We start from the raw sequence: 15,831 nt of genomic DNA on the forward strand, positions 1-15,831 counted from the left end.
GCTCGGGCCGGATTCAGCCCGCCTTGTTCACCCGCATGTACCAATCCACCAGGCGTCGGACCTGGCGCTCGGTATAGCCACGCTCGACCATGCGCTGCACGAAGCCCTGGTGCCGCTTCTCGGTCACGCTATCCTGCTTCGAGCCGAAGCTGATGATGGGCAGCAGATCTTCGACCTGCCCGAACATCCGCTTCTCGATGACCTCGCGCAGCTTCTCGTAGCTGGTCCAGGACGGATTGCGGCCGTTGTTCCTGGCCCTGGCGCGCAGGGTGAACTTCACGACCTCGTTGCGGAAGTCCTTGGGATTGGCGATGCCGGCCGGCTTCTCGATCTGCGACAACTCGTTGTCCAGAACCTGTCGGTTGAGGATCTGGCCGGTGTCGGGATCCTTGTAGTCCTGATCCTCGACCCAGGCGTCGGCATAGGCGATATAGCGGTCGAACAGGTTCTGACCGTATTCGCCATAGGACTCCAGATAGGCCTTCTGAATCTCGTGTCCTATGAACTCGGCGTAGCGCGCCGCCAGCTCAGACTTGATGAAGTCGAGATAGGCTGACTCGGTCTCCTTGGGGAACTGCTCGCGCTTGATCGCCCCATTGAGGATGTACATCAGGTGCACCGGATCAGCAGCCAGCTCCTCGGTGTCATAGTTGAAGGTCTGCGACAGGATCTTGAAGGCGAAGCGCGTACTGACGCCGGTCATGCCCTCGTCGACCCCCGCGGCGTCGCGGTACTCCTGGATGGCCTTGGCCCTGGGCTCCTGCTCCTTTAGGTTCTCGCCGTCATAAACGCGCATCTTCGTGTAGAGCGGCGAGTTCTCGAATTCGCTCAGCCGGGTTGAGACCGAGAAGCGGCTGAGGATGTCGAGTACCTCGGGGGCGCAGGGGCTGTCGGCCAGCTCGCTCTCGCGCAGCAGCTTCTCGTAGATCTGGCGCTCTTCGGTGACGCGCAGGCAATAGGGCACCTTGACCACCAGAATGCGGTCAAGGAAGGCCTCGTTGTTCCTGTTGTTCTTAAACTGCAGCCATTCCGACTCGTTGGAATGAGCCAGCACGATCCCCTGATAAGGGAAGCCTCCGAAATTCTCCGTGCCATTGTAGCTGCCCTCCTGGGTCGCGGTCAGCAGCGGATGCAGGACCTTGATCGGCGCCTTGAACATCTCGACGAACTCGAGCAGGCCCTGGGTGGTCCGGTTCAACCCCCCGCTGTAGGAATAGGCGTCCGGGTCCGACTGGCTGAAATTCTCGAGCTGGCGGATATCGACCTTGCCGACGAGGGTCGAGACGTCCTGGTTGTTCTCGTCGCCCGGCTCGGTCTTGGCGATGCCGATCTGGCGCAGGCGCGAGGGCATCAGCTTGACGACGCTGAACTTGGAGATGTCGCCGGAGAGTTCGTCGAGCCGCTTCGCCGCCCAGGGCGAGATCAACCCGGTCAGGCGCCGGCGCGCGATCCCGTACTTGTCCTCGAAGAGATCTCCCATGCGATCCGGCCGGAACAGGCCGAGCGGCGATTCGAAGACGGGACTGATCTGCCCGCCGACCTTGAGCGTGTAGAAGGGACGCTCTTCCATCAGTTTTTTCAGCCGCTCGGCGAGCGACGATTTTCCGCCCCCGACCGGCCCGAGGAGGTAGAGGATCTGCTTGCGCTCCTCCAGGCCCTGCGACGCGTAGCGGAAGTAGCCGGCGATCCGTTCGATGGTATCCTCCATGCCGAAGAAATCGGCGAAGGAGGGATAGATCTTGATCGTCCTGTTGGCGAAGATTCGGCCCAGACGCTCGTCCTGGCTCGTATCGAACAGTTTCGCCGCACCAATCGCATCAAGCATCCGCTCCGCAGCGGAGGCATACATCGATTTGTCTTCGCGGCAGGCCAGCAGGTATTCCTGCAGGCTCATCTCCTCCTGCGAATAGCTGCGGTAATCTTCAGAGAATATGCGGAATAGATCGCTGGCTTTCTCAATCATGGCAGCCATCCGGCTCCGGTTGGAGCTGCCCACCGCAGCCCGAATCTTCAACCGACCATCGCCTCGCAAGTTCCTTCGCGCGACGAGCACGGGCTGCCGTCCAGCAGGGTTTCACCAGCGCCGGCGTCGTGCCGGTGCCGACCGTCTCCATGATGCTGGCGTCGATCGTGAAGTTCGCGGCATGGACAGAGCCAGTGACCACGCGCCGGCATGGATAACTCTTCCGCCGGCATGGATAACTCTTCGCTGAGATGTCCACGCTTAGTGGGTTAATGCACTGGCTGGTGCTTGGCCTGCTCGACACTCGCCTTTGCCAGCATGGCCTCGAGCTTCGCCAGCACGACCGGCGCGAGCCGCAAATCCAAATTGGTACTGCCTTCCAACTCCAGGCCGATTTCAGCTTCCACGAGGCCATCACCGCTGACTGTGATCTGCCTGACGTCCAAAACAGCCACTCTGACTGCCTGCTTCTTACTGGCCATTGTGTCCCCCTAGTCTCCTCGAGGCATCCCGGCGAGCTCCGCGATGCCCTCCACGATGCGCTGGCACCAACTCGGCCTCGATCCTCACCTTCGGCAAGGCCGCCACCTGGCGCTTCAACCCAATCCGCCCGGTTCGGTTCCTGCCTTCTGCCTGCGCCAGCGCCCGAATTGGGCATCCAAAACCGACCAGAATTTGGCGCGATCCCATTCCGGGATCTGCCGGCTGTCCTGACGGCGAAGCGTCAGCATCAGAGCGCCCGAATCTGCTCTTCGAACTCCTCCGGGATTGCGCCATGGCGGGCGAGCACCTCAAGCGCGCTGACCTCGCCGGTCTCGTCGTCCGCCGTAACGTGGATGACCGCGACTCCTTCGGCGGTGCGCCCCAGCCGCTCGCCGTCGCTCAACGCTTGGCGCATTGTCTTCGCCGGCACGCGCTGACCCGGCACCAGCCGCTTGCGATGCGTCTTGAAAGGTTGGAGGAAGAACGTCTCGACGTTCGCCATGGCTTGACTCCCGGGCCGGCTCTATTGTTCTCATTACGTTCTCATTTAATGAAACGCAATCGATGTCCGCCGGGCTGCTCGCACAATTCGATTCTGACGTCGTCGAAGACGTTGCCCCTCGGTTCTAGTCCGGTTTGAAGTTCGTTCTGGCCGATTGGGAGAACCAGAAGATGAAGCGCAGCCGCCTCTCGGGAAGAGCAGATCATCGCGATCTTGAAGTAACAGGACTCCGGGCGTTGCCTGCGGGTCTGAATGACTGTCCGGTCGCCACATCGTAAAGTACTTGGAAGGATGCCGTCGGCCGCCGTTCCTCCCGGAGCGGCGGCCTACTTTAAATTAAAGAGCGCCGTGCGAAGTGCCGCGTCGGCTGTGCACGAAAGTCGCGACCTCGGACGCGAGGATGTCGCGACGCTCTGCCCACGAACAAAAGAGCCCGCGAGCTGTCTCAGTGTCTATCTGACCCCGCATTGCTGCTAAGCAGCCGTTCAGGGCCAAGCTATACGCCGGGTCGCGCTGCGAGACAGGCCAGTCGGTGAGAAACATGTACGCTTCCATTGCCGACGATATGGCGGTCGCAACGCCAAAGCAGCTCATGATAACAACGGGACGTTCGAACTGATCCAAAGATGGGGCCATAGCTATATCCTCCCAAAAAGCACATGGGTTCCAAAGCGACATGGGTTCGGTGCCGCGACCAGCGGCTCGTTTAGGATTTAAAACGAGGTGCAGTCGTCAGGCCGCTCAAGCAGCCGAGGACTTGCCTTCTCCGATCCGCTTGCCGCTATCGGGCGGGGTATCCGAGCTTATCTCAATCATTCGAGGCTTGAGATTTTCGGGAACCTCGCGTTCAAGATCCACCGTCAAAAGGCCGTCGGCGAGATCCGCACGGGTCACTTTCACATGGTCGGCCAGTTCGAATTGCCGCTTGAACTCGCGCATCGAGATGCCGTGATGGAGATACTGGGTGTTGGGCTCTTCCGTCTTCTTCCCGGAAATGACCAGCAAATTCGGCTCATGAACGATTGAAATCTCATCGGCCCCGAAACCTGCCACGGCCATTGTGATGCGATAACTCTCGTCGCCGACGCGAATGATGTCGTAGGGCGGCCAACCCTCCGCTGCATCGATACGGCTGGCGCTTTCCAGCAAATTCAACACGCGGTCAAAGCCCACGCTCGACCGGAAAAGGGGTGAAAAATCAATAGCAGTGCGCATCGCCACATCCTCCAATCATGAGCAACATGGAAGCAGGGGCGCCGAGAGGTCGCCTCCCGCCAAGCCAGCCCCTCAACAGCAGCTGGCGAGAGAAGATTTAGAAACCACCCTTTTGCCCGCAAGCCCCGTCGCATATTTTTTTGAGAGTTTTTTGGGTTTCGTCAGCGGGCAATCGGGACCGGCAAATCTGCTTTTGGTCGGAACAAGCTCCAATTGTTCCGGTTGAAGGGCGGCTCTCCCGGGCGCTGCTTGGACTTGCATGATCCGGGCCCTTCAAAATCGAGCGCGCTTCCGGATCTGCTTGGCCAGTCTCGTCAACGCGCCGACGGGATGCAGCAATCGACCGGACTTCACCGTCAATCGCTGCATCCCTGGCGAGCCTTATTCGATGACGTCGATCACCTGGCGGCTCTGCGGATCGACAATGAGCACGTCGTCGCCGATCAGCGTATAGTGATAGCCGCGAAGCTGCTGGTCCCGCTGCTCCACCTCGGCAGGCAACGGATGCAGCGTGATCTGGCTCGGCAGCACGGCGCCCCGCAAGCCGTCGATCCCCTGGATTTGGCCGGGTCTGGCCTCACCGAGGATGATCCGGGCGATCTCGTGACGGTCTCCGGCCAGGTTCTGCTGCGACGGGCTTGCCACCGAGCCGGTGACGGCTGGGGTCGCGGCGGCCGAACGGGCCGCGCTCTTGTCCACGACCTCGACGATGCGGTGCGTCCTCGGCTCGACAATCGCGATTTCGTCGCTGTCCGTCATGACATACTGATAGCCGCGCCAGTTCGGATGGCGTTCGATCACCTCGACCGGCAGATCGTAGAACGGTGCGCTCGTCGGCAGGATGACGCCCTCCTCGAAGACGACCGTGGATGGCCGGCGCCAACGCCTGACATCGCGCCGATGCTCGAAAGCGGCGTAAATGTCGACGTTGCCGGCCCTTCCGCCGTCGCGATGGATCACCTCGACGATCCGCCGGCTGCGCGGATCCACGATGACGATCTCCCGGTCCGAGACCGTGAAGCGATAGTCGCGATATTGCGGCCTGATCGCGGCAATGTCGCCGGGCAGAGGCTGGAGCTGGACGCGGGAGGGCAACTGCGCACCGACCGAGACGGAGACGCCGAGATTCTGCGCCGGGCGGATCTCGTTGCGCTCCACGCGCTCGCGCACCGTATCGGCGATGCGTTGATTGTCGGCATCAGTGCGTGCCCGGTCGGCGTTCTGGTTGTTTCCTGGCGAGGCGCGGTTTTCGGCAGGCTGAGGACTGGCGGTGCCAGGTGCCGCCCCGGTCGGGCGTTGCGCCGTCGAGCTAGGCCGGTCCTGATCCTGCTGGCCTGGCGCCGGCCGTGCCGTGTTCGGTGTGGCTGGGCGTCCGTCCCGCTGCTGAGGCTGCGCGGTTTCGGGCGAGCCGGGCATGCGGGTGTTCGGCTGAGCCTGATCGGAGCCCCTGCGGTCATTCCGTTCGTCCTGCCGCTGGGCCTGACCGCGCTCTTGAGTTTGCCCCCTCTCCTGCGGAGCGCGCGGCTCCGACGGCTGCGTCAATTGCTCCCGTTGGGGCTGCTGGCCTTCGCGGCGCTGGACCTGGCCTCTCTGGGGTTCGGGACCGCGCGGCTCCTCGGTCTGGACCCCGCGCCGCTCCCGCGGCTCGTCGGGGCGTTGCGGCGCGCCACGCTCGCTACCTGAGGGCGAACGCGGCCCGACATCGCCCTGTGCCGGTCGTTCCGTGCGGCTGCGGGGCATCTCGTCCTGCGGACCGACAATGGCGGGCTGCGCCCATGCCAGTCCTGAATGCGCGGCAAAGGCGATCGCCGCGACTCCTGCAAATCGTTTCATGGGAACTACTCCCTGTTGTTTCGACGGCTAAGTGTTGACCCCCGGCTGCAGCCGTAACCTCCTTGGCCGTGCGGTTGTTCCAATGCCTTGGTGGCGCCAGGCCGACGCGCGGCCCGGCAAAGCACAGACTCCTTGCACCTAGCGCGGAACGCTGACGCAGCCCCTATCGAGACAGCTCCACCTGAGGCATCTCCCGGCCACGATCCGGAGCGGGGCGCACTACTCGCCAGAGGAGCAACCTGAGGCTGTCCGGCGAGAGCTGGACGGTTTTCTAAAAGGCATCGACCCAGGCTGATGCATGTCGGCTCGTCAGCCGATTTTAGCCCAGTCTCTCCCGCATCGATGTCGCCGATGCGTCGACGTGATCACTGCATGTTCGGAAGCCGCTCGATGAGCTTGTCCAGCGTGATCGGGTAGTCGCGCACACGCACACCCGTGGCGTTGTAGATCGCGTTGGCAACCGCGGCCGCGACCCCGCAGATTCCGAGCTCGGCGACACCTTTGGCCTTCATTGGCGAGGAGATCGGGTCTACCTCGTCGAGGAAGACCACATCCTGATGCGGGATGTCGGCATGAACCGGTACCTCGTAGCTGGCGAGGTCGTGATTGACGAAGAAGCCTGTGCGCTTGTCCACCACCAGCTCCTCCGTCAGCGCCGCGCCGACGCCCATGGTCATCGCACCGATTAACTGGCTGCGCGCCGTCTTCGGATTGAGGATGCGGCCGCAGGCGCAGGCCGCGAGCATGCGCCTGACCCGGGTCTCGCCGGTGGCGGCATCGACGCCGACCTCGACGAAATGCGCGCCGAAGGTCGATTGCTGGTACTTCTTGTCGAGGTCGCCATATTCGATGCCGTCCTCGGCAAGAAGCCCCTCGGCACCAGCGGCTTCGGCAAGCGACACGCTGCGATTACCCAGGCGGACCTGACCGTCCGCGAAGACGGCTTCGGCGGAATTGAAGCCGAGCTTCTGGGCAACCGCCTCGCGGAGCTTGACGCAGGCGGCATAGACGCCCGCCGTCGAATTGTTGCCGCCCCATTGCCCGCCCGAGCCGCAAGAGACCGGAAAGGTCGAATCCCCGAGGCGGACCGCCACCTTCTCGATGGGCAAGCCCATCATCTCCGCCGCGGTCTGAGCGATGATGGTGTAGCTGCCGGTGCCGATATCCGTCATGTCGGTCTCGACCGTCACCATGCCGCTGCCGTCGAGCCGGATGCGCGCGGCCGACTTCGTCAGCAGGTTGTTGCGGAAGGCCGCGGCGACGCCCATCCCGACGAGGATGTTTCCATCGAGCATGCGCCCGGGCTGCGCCTGGCGCTTGTTCCAGCCGAAGCGCTCAGCGCCGGTGCGCAGGCATTCGATCAGGCGGCGCTGCGAGAACGGCCGCTCCGGCTGTTCCGGGTCGACCTGCGTGTCGTTGCGGATCCGGAACTCGACCGGATCCAGCCCGAGCTTCTCCGCCATCTCGTCGATGGCGATCTCGAGCGCCATCATCCCTGATGCCTCGCCCGGTGCGCGCATCGCGTTTCCTTCGGCGAGGTCGAGCACGGCGAGCCGCATCGCGGTCATCCGGTTGGCCGCGGCATAGAGCAGGCGCGTCTGATTCACGGCTTCCTCCGGGCCGCCGCCCGGCAAGTCGCCGGACCAGCTCTCATGACCGAGCGCGGTGATCTTGCCGTCGCCTGTGGCACCGATGCGGATGCGCTGGATCGTTGCCGGCCGGTGCGTCGTGTTGTTGGCCATGAGCGGACGCGTCAAGGCGACCTTGACCGGTCGTCCCGCCGCTCGGGCGCCAAGGGCCGCGAGTACGACGTCGGCGCGCAGGAACAACTTGCCGCCGAAGCCACCGCCGATGAAGGGCGACATGACGCGGACCTTGTCCCTGGAGATGCCGAGCGTCTTGGCAAGGTCGCCGGCCGCCCAGGCGATCATCTGGTTGGAGGTCCAGACCGTGAGCCTCTCCCCGTCCCAGGCGGCGATCGTGGCATGCGGCTCCATCATCGCGTGCGATTGATCGGGCGTCGTGTAGGTCTCGTCGAGCTGGACTGGCGCCGCAGCAAAGGCCTTGGCGAAATCACCGACGGACGTATCGGGAGGGCCGCCGAAGCCCGATTTGGGCGTGCCGGCCGAGTTCCTGGCCGCGGCGAGATCGAAGGCACCCTCAGTGCGCGTGTAATCCACGCGGACCAGACTGGCGGCAGCGCGCGCCTGCTCGAAGGTCTCCGCGACGACGAGCGCAACCGCCTGATGATAATGCTCAATAGCCGGGCCGCCGAGCAGGGTCGCGGTGTTCCGGCCACCCTTACCTAGCTTGCCGGCATTCTCCGCCGTGACAATCGCGAGCACGCCGGGCGCGGCCTGCGCTTGCGCGAGGTCGATCGAGGCGATCCGCCCCTTTGCGATTGCTGCGCCCACGACATAGCCATAGGCTTGGTTAGGCACGACATCGTGGCGTTCATAGGCGTATGGCGCCGTGCCCGTCGTCTTGAGCGGGCCGTCGATCCGGCTGATGGGCTGGCCGATGACCCTGAGCTGGTCGATCGGATTGGTGGTCGCAGGGGTGTCGAACCTCATGTTTCATCCCCTCGCCTCTGAGAGAACGGCACTGAGGGTGCGTTCGATCAGCGGCAGCTTGAATGCGTTCTGATGGGTCGGGGTTGCGCTGGCGAGGAGCTGTGCGGCGGCAGCCTTCGCGCCGCGCAGTAACGCGGTGTCCGCCGCCTCGACGCGCCAGGGCTTGTGCGCCACGCCGCCGAGCGCCACGCGCCCGCTGCCGTCGCTCTGGACGATTGCGCCAACCGAAACCAGTGCAAAGGCGTAGGAGGCGCGATCGCGGACCTTCCGATAGATCTGCCTGCCGCCGACCGGCTCCGGCAAGGTGACGGCGGTGATCAGCTCTCCCGGCATAAGCATGGTCTCGATCTGGGGCGTGTCGCCGGGCGGTCGGTAGAACTCGGCGATCGGGATGCTCCGCGTCCCGCCGTCCGCGCGCAGCGTCTCCACCGTCGCGTCGAGCGCGCGCATGGCCACGGCCATGTCGCTCGGATGCGTCGCGATGCAGGCATCGCTGGTGCCAAGAATAGCGTGATTGCGCGTGAATCCGCCGATAGCCGAACAGCCGCTGCCGGGTTGGCGTTTGTTGCACGGCTGGTTGGTGTCGTAGAAATACGGGCAACGCGTGCGCTGGAGGAGGTTGCCCGCGGTCGTTGCCTTGTTGCGCAATTGGCCCGAGGCGCCGGCAAGCAGAGCGCGCGAGAGCAGCGGATAGTCGCGCCGCACGCGCTCATCGGCAGCGAGATCGGTATTGCGCACCAGGGCGCCGATGCGCAAGCCGCCATCGGGCGTGGCTTCGATCTTGTCGAAGGCGAGCCCGTTCACATCGATCAGATGGGTCGGCGCCTCGATCTCGAGCTTCATCAGATCGAGCAGGTTCGTGCCCCCGGCAATGAATTTGGCGCCCTCCGCTCGTGTGGCGGCGGCAACCGCTTCGGCTGGTGAGGCTGCGCGTTCGTAGGCGAAGGACTTCATGTCTTCCTCCCCGCCACCTCGCTTATGGCGTCGATGATGTTGGGATAGGCGGCGCAGCGGCAGATGTTGCCGCTCATGCGCTCCCGGAGCTCCATGGCCGTCAGTTGCGGCTGCGCCATCAGATCCGCGCTGACATGGCTGGGAGTGCCGGCCTTGATCTCGTCGAGCATGGCGACCGCCGAGCAGATCTGGCCCGGCGTGCAATAGCCGCATTGATAGCCATCGTGCTTCACGAAGGCGGCCTGCATCGGATGGAGGTTCTCGGGCGTACCCAACCCCTCGATCGTTGTGACGCTGTCGCCTTCGTGCATCACCGCCAGCGTGAGGCAGGAATTGATCCGGCGGCCCGCGACGATCACCGTGCAGGCGCCGCACTGGCCGTGATCGCAGCCCTTCTTGGTTCCGGTGAGGTGAAGATGCTCTCGGAGTGCGTCGAGCAAGGTGGTACGAACGTCAAGCCTGAGTTTGCGTGTCTCACCGTTCACGAGCATCGAAACGTCCGACATGGTGGGCTGGTCAGGCATCGTCGACCTCCCGGCAGTAGCAGCAGTTTGGGCCTGTGCCAGTTGGGGAACCCCAAGCGCCGCAGAAGCGGCTCCGGCAATGAGGAGGTCCCGCCGTCTTATCTCGTGGTCACCGCGATTTTGCATGTGACGTTCCAATCCCTGGCGCTGACCGCGGTGGCTGGACACTTCGGCAAAGAACTAAGCCATCGAACGATGGTTCCGCCCCCACCTTCAATCGCGGGCGGGGCGCGGCTTTTCATTTGAAAGCCGTTCACGAGTTCGGTTGCTTTGGTCGGAGGCCATCAACGCGGGAAGCGTGGCCGCCGCGGCCGAGCCGAACCCCGCCACTGCCTGAACGCACAGCCCTCACACGCGCGGCCGCTGTCGCTCAGAGCTGGTCCAAGCCGTCACGAGCCTCATTGACCGTGACGGTACTTTCAAAAAATCAGACCGGACAATATCCCGGGGACCCGTCAGACGGGCCAGCAGAGCCAATCTCTGCGCGCCGATAGCTACTGAATGTCTTTGGAATTATTTATTTTTGTTTTCAGTGACTTATGCCGTGTAGTAGCGTGGGTTCGGATACATCAGGATCGGCAAAAATCATTCCCACTCTATTGCTTTTCACCCTGCTAGATGATTGATCTAGCAGGGTTTTTTCTTGTTTTCAGCTTGAAAAGCCGACGCTCGGGCCGCTAAAAAACTACGGTATTGATATTAAAGGGAAAATTCCCGCAAAAAATTTCTGACGTTTCACCAACTATCGGGATCGATCGGGCGATTTATGCCCCTCACGGCGGCTCTGCAACTAACGTGACCGACCTCGAAAAGTACCGTCACCCAGCGCACATCACGCACTCATCCAGGATCTCGGTCGGATCGCCAGCGAGGCTGATGTTCGATATGAAAGCTCGGATTCTCAAGCCTATCGTCCGAGACTTTGTATCATCCCGCCCTGCCCTTGGGAACGATGCCCTACTCCCGCGAAGGCTTCTTTGCGAGCCCGCCAACGCAAGCCCGATATCCGTCCTCCTTCCCACTATAACCGAGGACAGACAATGACTACGAAGAAACCAAGGGGGGTACGCATCCTGATGCTGCCACTCCAAGAGGACGAGGACAGCGATCCCGTGGGCTACTCCGGCCCCGCAACGGTATTGAGCGGTCTGCCGCGAACCATCAGGTGGCATGAACTCAGGCTGATCGTCCCGCTCGCCGACAGCACGATCTATGAGATGGAAAAACGAGGCGAGTTCCCGCGCCGCTTCAATCTTACGCCCCGCTGCGTGGTGTGGGATCTGGAAGAGGTCGAGGTGTGGCTCGAACAGCGCCGACAAGCCAGTCTGGCCGGGCGCGCGAAGATTGCTCCCGGCCCATATGTCGGTCAGCGGAAGACACGACCGGTGAAGGCGCAGGACGCGGACATCTAGCCGGAGTAGCTGAAAGCTGTCGCGCTATTTAAGCGCGGCAGCAGCGCCAACTGGCGTGAGCGCTTCCGCGAAGCCTGAACGCTGCCCCATCCCGGGCCGCGGCCGTCGATTTCTGCTTGAGACAGGACCGCGTTGGCAAACGCCCGCTTTGCGCCAAAACTGCCCTCTCCTTCCCGACTGAAACGCGCCAGCAGCGGACTTAGGCTCATCGCCAAGAAGCGGACCTCTGCACCAAATGCGGCCAGGAGGGTCGCGCCGGGAATCCGACGGTCACAGATGGCACCCGCGGGCGGCCGATCATCGGCTTTGCCCTGACTCAACCGCTCATCATCTTTGGGAGGCCTGTCACGATCTGCGGAAACACCGTGATCAGGACCAGCAGCAGCATCAGCACGAAGAAATAGGGGATCGCGGCCTTCGTGACCGCCAGGATGTCCTTGCCCGTGATGCTCTGCAGCACGAACAGGTTGAACCCGACCGGTGGCGTGATCTGCGCCGCCTCGATCAGGACGACGACGAAGATGCCAAACCAGAGCAGGTCGATGCCGGCCGCCTGCACCATCGGCAGCATCACCGACGACGTCAGGACAATGATCGAGATGCCCTCGAGGAAGCAGCCCAGGATCAGCATGAAGACGGCGAGTACCGCAAGCAGCGCATAGGGAGAGAGCCGCATCGCCGCGACCCAGCCCGCGAGTGAACGCGGAATGTCGACGAAGGCGACCGCGATCGTCAGGCAGGCGGCGCAGGCGATGATGAAGGAGATCATGCAGGAGGTGCGCACGGCAGCCATCAGGCTTTCCATGAAGCTCTCCCGGCCGAAGCCACCGCCGATGACGGCAAGGACCAGCGCGCCGACGACGCCGATGGTCGCGGCTTCAGTCGGGGTGGCGATGCCGCCATAGATCGAGCCGATGACTGAGCCGATCAGCAGTGCGACCGGAATCAGGCGCCGCGACCGATAGATCATTTCGCGGAACGGGATAGGCGGATCGGCCGGGGGCATTTTGTCGGGATTGAGCAGGCTCCAGATCGCCGTATAACCCATGAAAAGCGCCATCAGGAGTAGTCCAGGCACAACGCCGGCGACGAAAAGCCGCGAGATCGAGACCTCGGCCGTCACGCCATAGACGATCATGATGATCGAGGGTGGGATCAGCAGGCCGAGCGTCCCGGAGCCGGCGAGCGTGCCGATCGTCATGTTGAGCGGATATTTGCGGCGCTCCAGCTCCGGCACGCTCATGCGCCCGATCGTTGCGCAGGTGACGGCCGAGGAGCCGGCGACGGCCGCCATGATGCCGCAACCGAGCACATTGACATGCAGCAGCCGGCCCGGAAGTCGCGACACCCAGGGGGCCAGGCCCTGGAACATGTCCGACGACAGTTTCGAGCGAAACAGGATCTCGCCCATCCAGATGAACAGCGGCAGGGAGGTCAAAGCCCAGCCCCAGCTCGAATCCCACAGGGTCGAGGCCACGAGCGAGCCCATCGGGGCAGTCGTGAACAGCCCCATCATGACCATGCCGACGGTGAGAAGCGCCAGCGCCACCCAGACGCCGCTGGCGAGCAGGAACAGCAGTAGCCCTGCGAGAACCAGGGACGAGACGACGATCGGATCCATCGTGATGTCCTCAGGCCACGGGCCGGTCGAGACCGACTTCGTCGGGCGCTTGGTAGCGGGGAGCGCCACCGCGCAGGAGCCAGACCAGTTCGTCGATCAGCGCCACGGCGAAGACAATGATGCCGGCCGCCACGCCAGTCTGAGGAATCCAGAACGGCATGGCGAGCAGTCCGGGGCTGACATCGTTGAATTGGTAGGACTGGATGGAGAGCCCGGCGACGTGCCAGCCGAGAAAGCTGACGACGACGGAGCCCAGCAGGCAGTTGAAGATCTCGACCTTGTGCCGGACCGCCTGTGGCAGGCGGCCGACGATCAGGTCGATCCGGACATGTGAGCCGCGCCGGAAGGTATGGGCCAGCCCAAAGAAGGTCGAAGCGGCGAGGCAGAGCCCCGCAGCCTCGGTGGCGTCCAGCGTGATGCCACGCATCCGGGACAGGATCTGCGCCAGGATGGCGATCGCGATACCGATCATGAAGACTGCGGCGATATAGCCGCAGCAGTCGTAGAGCTTATCCAGAAAGGCCCTGAGCACGACAATCCCACTCCAACTTGCCCACTACAGCACGCCAACGCGGCGCGCCCGGCGTACTTCACGTGGCGCGATCAGTTCAGGCTCTTCCGATAGTTCTCGTAGACAACCTTTTCCTCGGCGCTGGCGCTGCCGAGCCAATCGGTCACCATGCCCTTGCCGGCCGCCTCGATCGCATCGAGCACGTCTTTCGGCGACTGGGCGACGGTCATGCCGTGGCTCTTGAGCACGTCCTCGCGCTCCTGGCTGGCCTTCTTGGCCAATTCCCAGCCGCGCTTCGTGGCCGTTTCGCCGGCAGCAACGACGACCTTCTGCGTGGCATCGTCGAGCGCGCGGAAGGCGCGCTCGTTGACGAGGATAGCATTCTTGTTGTGCATCGTGCCGGTATAGGTGAAGTGCTTGACGTAATCCCAGACCTGAACGTCGGTGCCCGTCTGGGCGCTGGTCCAGAGCGACTGGATCATGCCGGTCGAAAAGGCCTGCGGCACTTCGGCGAAAGGCAGGATCAGCGCTTCCATGCCGAGCTTCTCGCCCATGATCTGCGTCTGCTTGGAATAGATCCGCAGCTTCTGGCTCTTGAGGTCGGCGAGGCTCTTGAGCGGCTGCTTGGTGTAGAAGCCCTGTCCCGGCCAGGCGACATAGGTGATGGCACGCATACCGTTTTTCTTGAACATGGCATCGAAGAATGGAGCCTGCGCCTCGGTCAGCTTGGTGGCCTGGTCGAAGGTCGTGGCGACGCCGGGTATGTTGTCGAGATTGTACATGGCGGCTTCGTTGCCATAGACGCCGAGGCGAATTTCACCGATCTGGATCTGGCCGGACTGCACCGCGCGCTTAACGGCATCGAGCTTGATCAGACTGTCGTTGGAACGCAGGTCAATCTTCAGCTTGCCGCGGCTCTTTTCCTCGATCTCCTTGATCATCTCGCGGATGTTCTGGGTGAAGAAGCTGCTCTCGGGATAGCCGGATGCCATGGTCCAGCTGGTCTGGGCGAGCACGGGCGCGGTCAATGCGACGCTCATCGCGAAGGCGGCGGATGCAATCAGGGCTCTGCGGTTCATCGTTCCCACTTTCTTAGCCTCGAACGGACTGGTCGCTCGGGTTTCGGCTACGGCATCCGAGCTGGGCTCGATTGCCGGCTTTTGACACTCCAACCCGTTCCAGCAATAGCATCCAATTGAATTTTGAAGTTTGTGCGATATATTTTCTTTATTGAGTAGCGACACGGCTCGAAATTTGCATGCCGCATTGCGGCGCTCTGGGAGAGAGCGATGCCAAACTGGACGCTCAAGCAACTCGAGAGCTTCGTTTGGGTCGCCAAACTCGGCAGTTTCAGGGGCACAGCGGAGCGCCTGAACACGACTCAGCCCAATATCTCGGTGCGGATCTCCCAGCTCGAAGCCACGCTCGGCGTCAGGCTGTTCTATCGCGAATCCGGTTCGGTCGCGCTGACCCCAATCGGCCACACACTGCTGAGCCACGCCGAGAAGGTCCTGCAGGCCTCGGAGGAGTTCTCGCAGCAGTCGATCCGCTCGGACCAGCAGATTGGCATCCTGCGGCTGGGCGTGACCGAGTTGATCGCCCAAACTTGGCTGCGTGCCTATCTGCTCGCCATGCGAGCGGTGTTCCCCAATATCGATGTCGAGCTAAAGGTCGACCTGACCGTCAACCTGCGCGAGGAGTTGGTCTCGCGCGCGCTGGACCTGTGCTTGCTGAACGGCCCGATCTCGAACTTCAACATCACCAATGTCGAGCTCGGCTCGGTGCCTTATCTTTGGGTGTCCTCACCGCGTCTGGGACTTACCGGCTCCGATATCGCGACCTTCGCATCGCATACGATCCTCACCCATGCGCGCAATACACGCCATTTCGTCGAACTCTCGGCGCACTTCCGCGACAGCTTCGATAGACCGGTCCGGATCGTGCCATCGAGCAGCCTCGCCGCCAGCCTGCAGATGACCCTCGATGGCCTGGGCATTGCGCCGATGTCACGGACGTTGGTGGACAGGTACCTGGATAGCGGAGAGCTTGTCGAATTCCCTTATGAATGGAAGCCAACCGCCCTGGTTTTCACAGCCTCATACGCTCACACACCAGCCAGCTTTCTGCTGAAGCGAGCGGCCGAACTGGCGGGAGAACAGGCAGCGCACCAGCACCTTGGCAACTTCATCGGGCATAAGAGCCACTAACGCACCGGTCAGAGGCCGATTCCTACGTCGATA

15 protein-coding genes are annotated in these 15,831 nt (G+C 62.8%); 2 read left to right on the forward strand and 13 right to left on the reverse strand.

The window, feature by feature from the left end; all coding sequences use genetic code 11:
- Positions 1–13: 13 nt before the first annotated feature.
- The 10 genes from C4S73_RS07355 to paoA form a co-directional block, all read right to left on the reverse strand.
- A complete protein-coding gene (locus C4S73_RS07355) occupies positions 14–1,963 on the reverse strand; it encodes a PrkA family serine protein kinase (RefSeq protein WP_103871889.1) in 1,950 nt (649 codons plus the stop codon).
- Positions 1,964–2,232: 269 nt separating this feature from the next.
- The gene (locus C4S73_RS07365; protein WP_103871786.1) at positions 2,233–2,445 is read right to left on the reverse strand and encodes a hypothetical protein; all 213 of its coding nucleotides are present in this window, start codon (positions 2,443–2,445) and stop codon (positions 2,233–2,235) included.
- Between the two features lie 114 nt (positions 2,446–2,559).
- Entirely contained in the window at positions 2,560–2,694 is a 135-nt protein-coding gene (locus tag C4S73_RS28885; RefSeq protein ID WP_280177577.1) for a hypothetical protein, read from the reverse strand.
- The gene (locus tag C4S73_RS07370) at positions 2,694–2,948 is read right to left on the reverse strand and encodes a hypothetical protein (protein WP_103871787.1); all 255 of its coding nucleotides are present in this window, start codon (positions 2,946–2,948) and stop codon (positions 2,694–2,696) included. The genes C4S73_RS28885 and C4S73_RS07370 overlap by 1 nt, the downstream gene beginning before the upstream one ends.
- A gap of 336 nt (positions 2,949–3,284) precedes the next feature.
- A complete protein-coding gene (locus tag C4S73_RS07375; RefSeq protein ID WP_342210566.1) occupies positions 3,285–3,626 on the reverse strand; it encodes a DUF982 domain-containing protein in 342 nt (113 codons plus the stop codon).
- Between the two features lie 63 nt (positions 3,627–3,689).
- On the reverse strand, positions 3,690–4,163 hold the full coding sequence (locus C4S73_RS07380; protein ID WP_103871789.1) for an Hsp20 family protein: 474 nt from the start codon (positions 4,161–4,163) through the stop codon (positions 3,690–3,692).
- A gap of 381 nt (positions 4,164–4,544) precedes the next feature.
- Positions 4,545–5,996: a DUF1236 domain-containing protein gene (locus C4S73_RS07385; protein ID WP_103871790.1), complete on the reverse strand. Its 1,452-nt coding sequence runs from the start codon at positions 5,994–5,996 to the stop codon at positions 4,545–4,547.
- 365 nt (positions 5,997–6,361) lie between these two features.
- The gene (gene paoC / locus C4S73_RS07390; RefSeq protein ID WP_103871791.1) at positions 6,362–8,569 is read right to left on the reverse strand and encodes an aldehyde oxidoreductase molybdenum-binding subunit PaoC; all 2,208 of its coding nucleotides are present in this window, start codon (positions 8,567–8,569) and stop codon (positions 6,362–6,364) included.
- Between the two features lie 3 nt (positions 8,570–8,572).
- Entirely contained in the window at positions 8,573–9,523 is a 951-nt protein-coding gene (locus C4S73_RS07395; protein ID WP_103871792.1) for an FAD binding domain-containing protein, read from the reverse strand.
- Entirely contained in the window at positions 9,520–10,173 is a 654-nt protein-coding gene (paoA, locus tag C4S73_RS07400) for an aldehyde dehydrogenase iron-sulfur subunit PaoA (RefSeq protein WP_103871793.1), read from the reverse strand. Before paoA ends, C4S73_RS07395 begins: the two co-directional genes overlap by 4 nt.
- A 914-nt stretch (positions 10,174–11,087) precedes the next feature.
- On the opposite strand from paoA, the gene C4S73_RS07405 reads away from it, so the two are divergent.
- Positions 11,088–11,459 (forward strand): helix-turn-helix transcriptional regulator, encoded by a 372-nt coding sequence (locus C4S73_RS07405; protein ID WP_103871794.1) that lies wholly within the window; start codon positions 11,088–11,090, stop codon positions 11,457–11,459.
- Positions 11,460–11,775: 316 nt separating this feature from the next.
- Here C4S73_RS07405 and C4S73_RS07410 read toward each other — a convergent pair whose 3' ends face one another.
- The 3 genes from C4S73_RS07410 to C4S73_RS07420 all read right to left on the reverse strand — a co-directional run bounded on the left by C4S73_RS07410 (position 11,776) and on the right by C4S73_RS07420 (position 14,670).
- Positions 11,776–13,080 (reverse strand): TRAP transporter large permease, encoded by a 1,305-nt coding sequence (locus C4S73_RS07410; protein WP_103871795.1) that lies wholly within the window; start codon positions 13,078–13,080, stop codon positions 11,776–11,778.
- Positions 13,081–13,090: 10 nt separating this feature from the next.
- A complete protein-coding gene (locus C4S73_RS07415; RefSeq protein ID WP_103871796.1) occupies positions 13,091–13,612 on the reverse strand; it encodes a TRAP transporter small permease in 522 nt (173 codons plus the stop codon).
- Positions 13,613–13,683: 71 nt separating this feature from the next.
- Positions 13,684–14,670: a TRAP transporter substrate-binding protein gene (locus C4S73_RS07420; protein ID WP_103871797.1), complete on the reverse strand. Its 987-nt coding sequence runs from the start codon at positions 14,668–14,670 to the stop codon at positions 13,684–13,686.
- 210 nt (positions 14,671–14,880) lie between these two features.
- Here C4S73_RS07420 and C4S73_RS07425 point away from each other — a divergent pair, with 210 nt between their 5' ends.
- Complete coding sequence (locus C4S73_RS07425) at positions 14,881–15,798, forward strand: LysR family transcriptional regulator (protein ID WP_103871798.1); 918 nt, start codon at positions 14,881–14,883, stop codon at positions 15,796–15,798.
- The last annotated feature ends 33 nt before the right edge of the window (positions 15,799–15,831 follow it).

Origin of the sequence: Allobosea lathyri (genome assembly GCF_900108245.1) — a bacterium.
In the GTDB taxonomy this organism is placed as follows: Bacteria; Pseudomonadota; Alphaproteobacteria; order Rhizobiales; family Beijerinckiaceae; genus Allobosea; species Allobosea lathyri.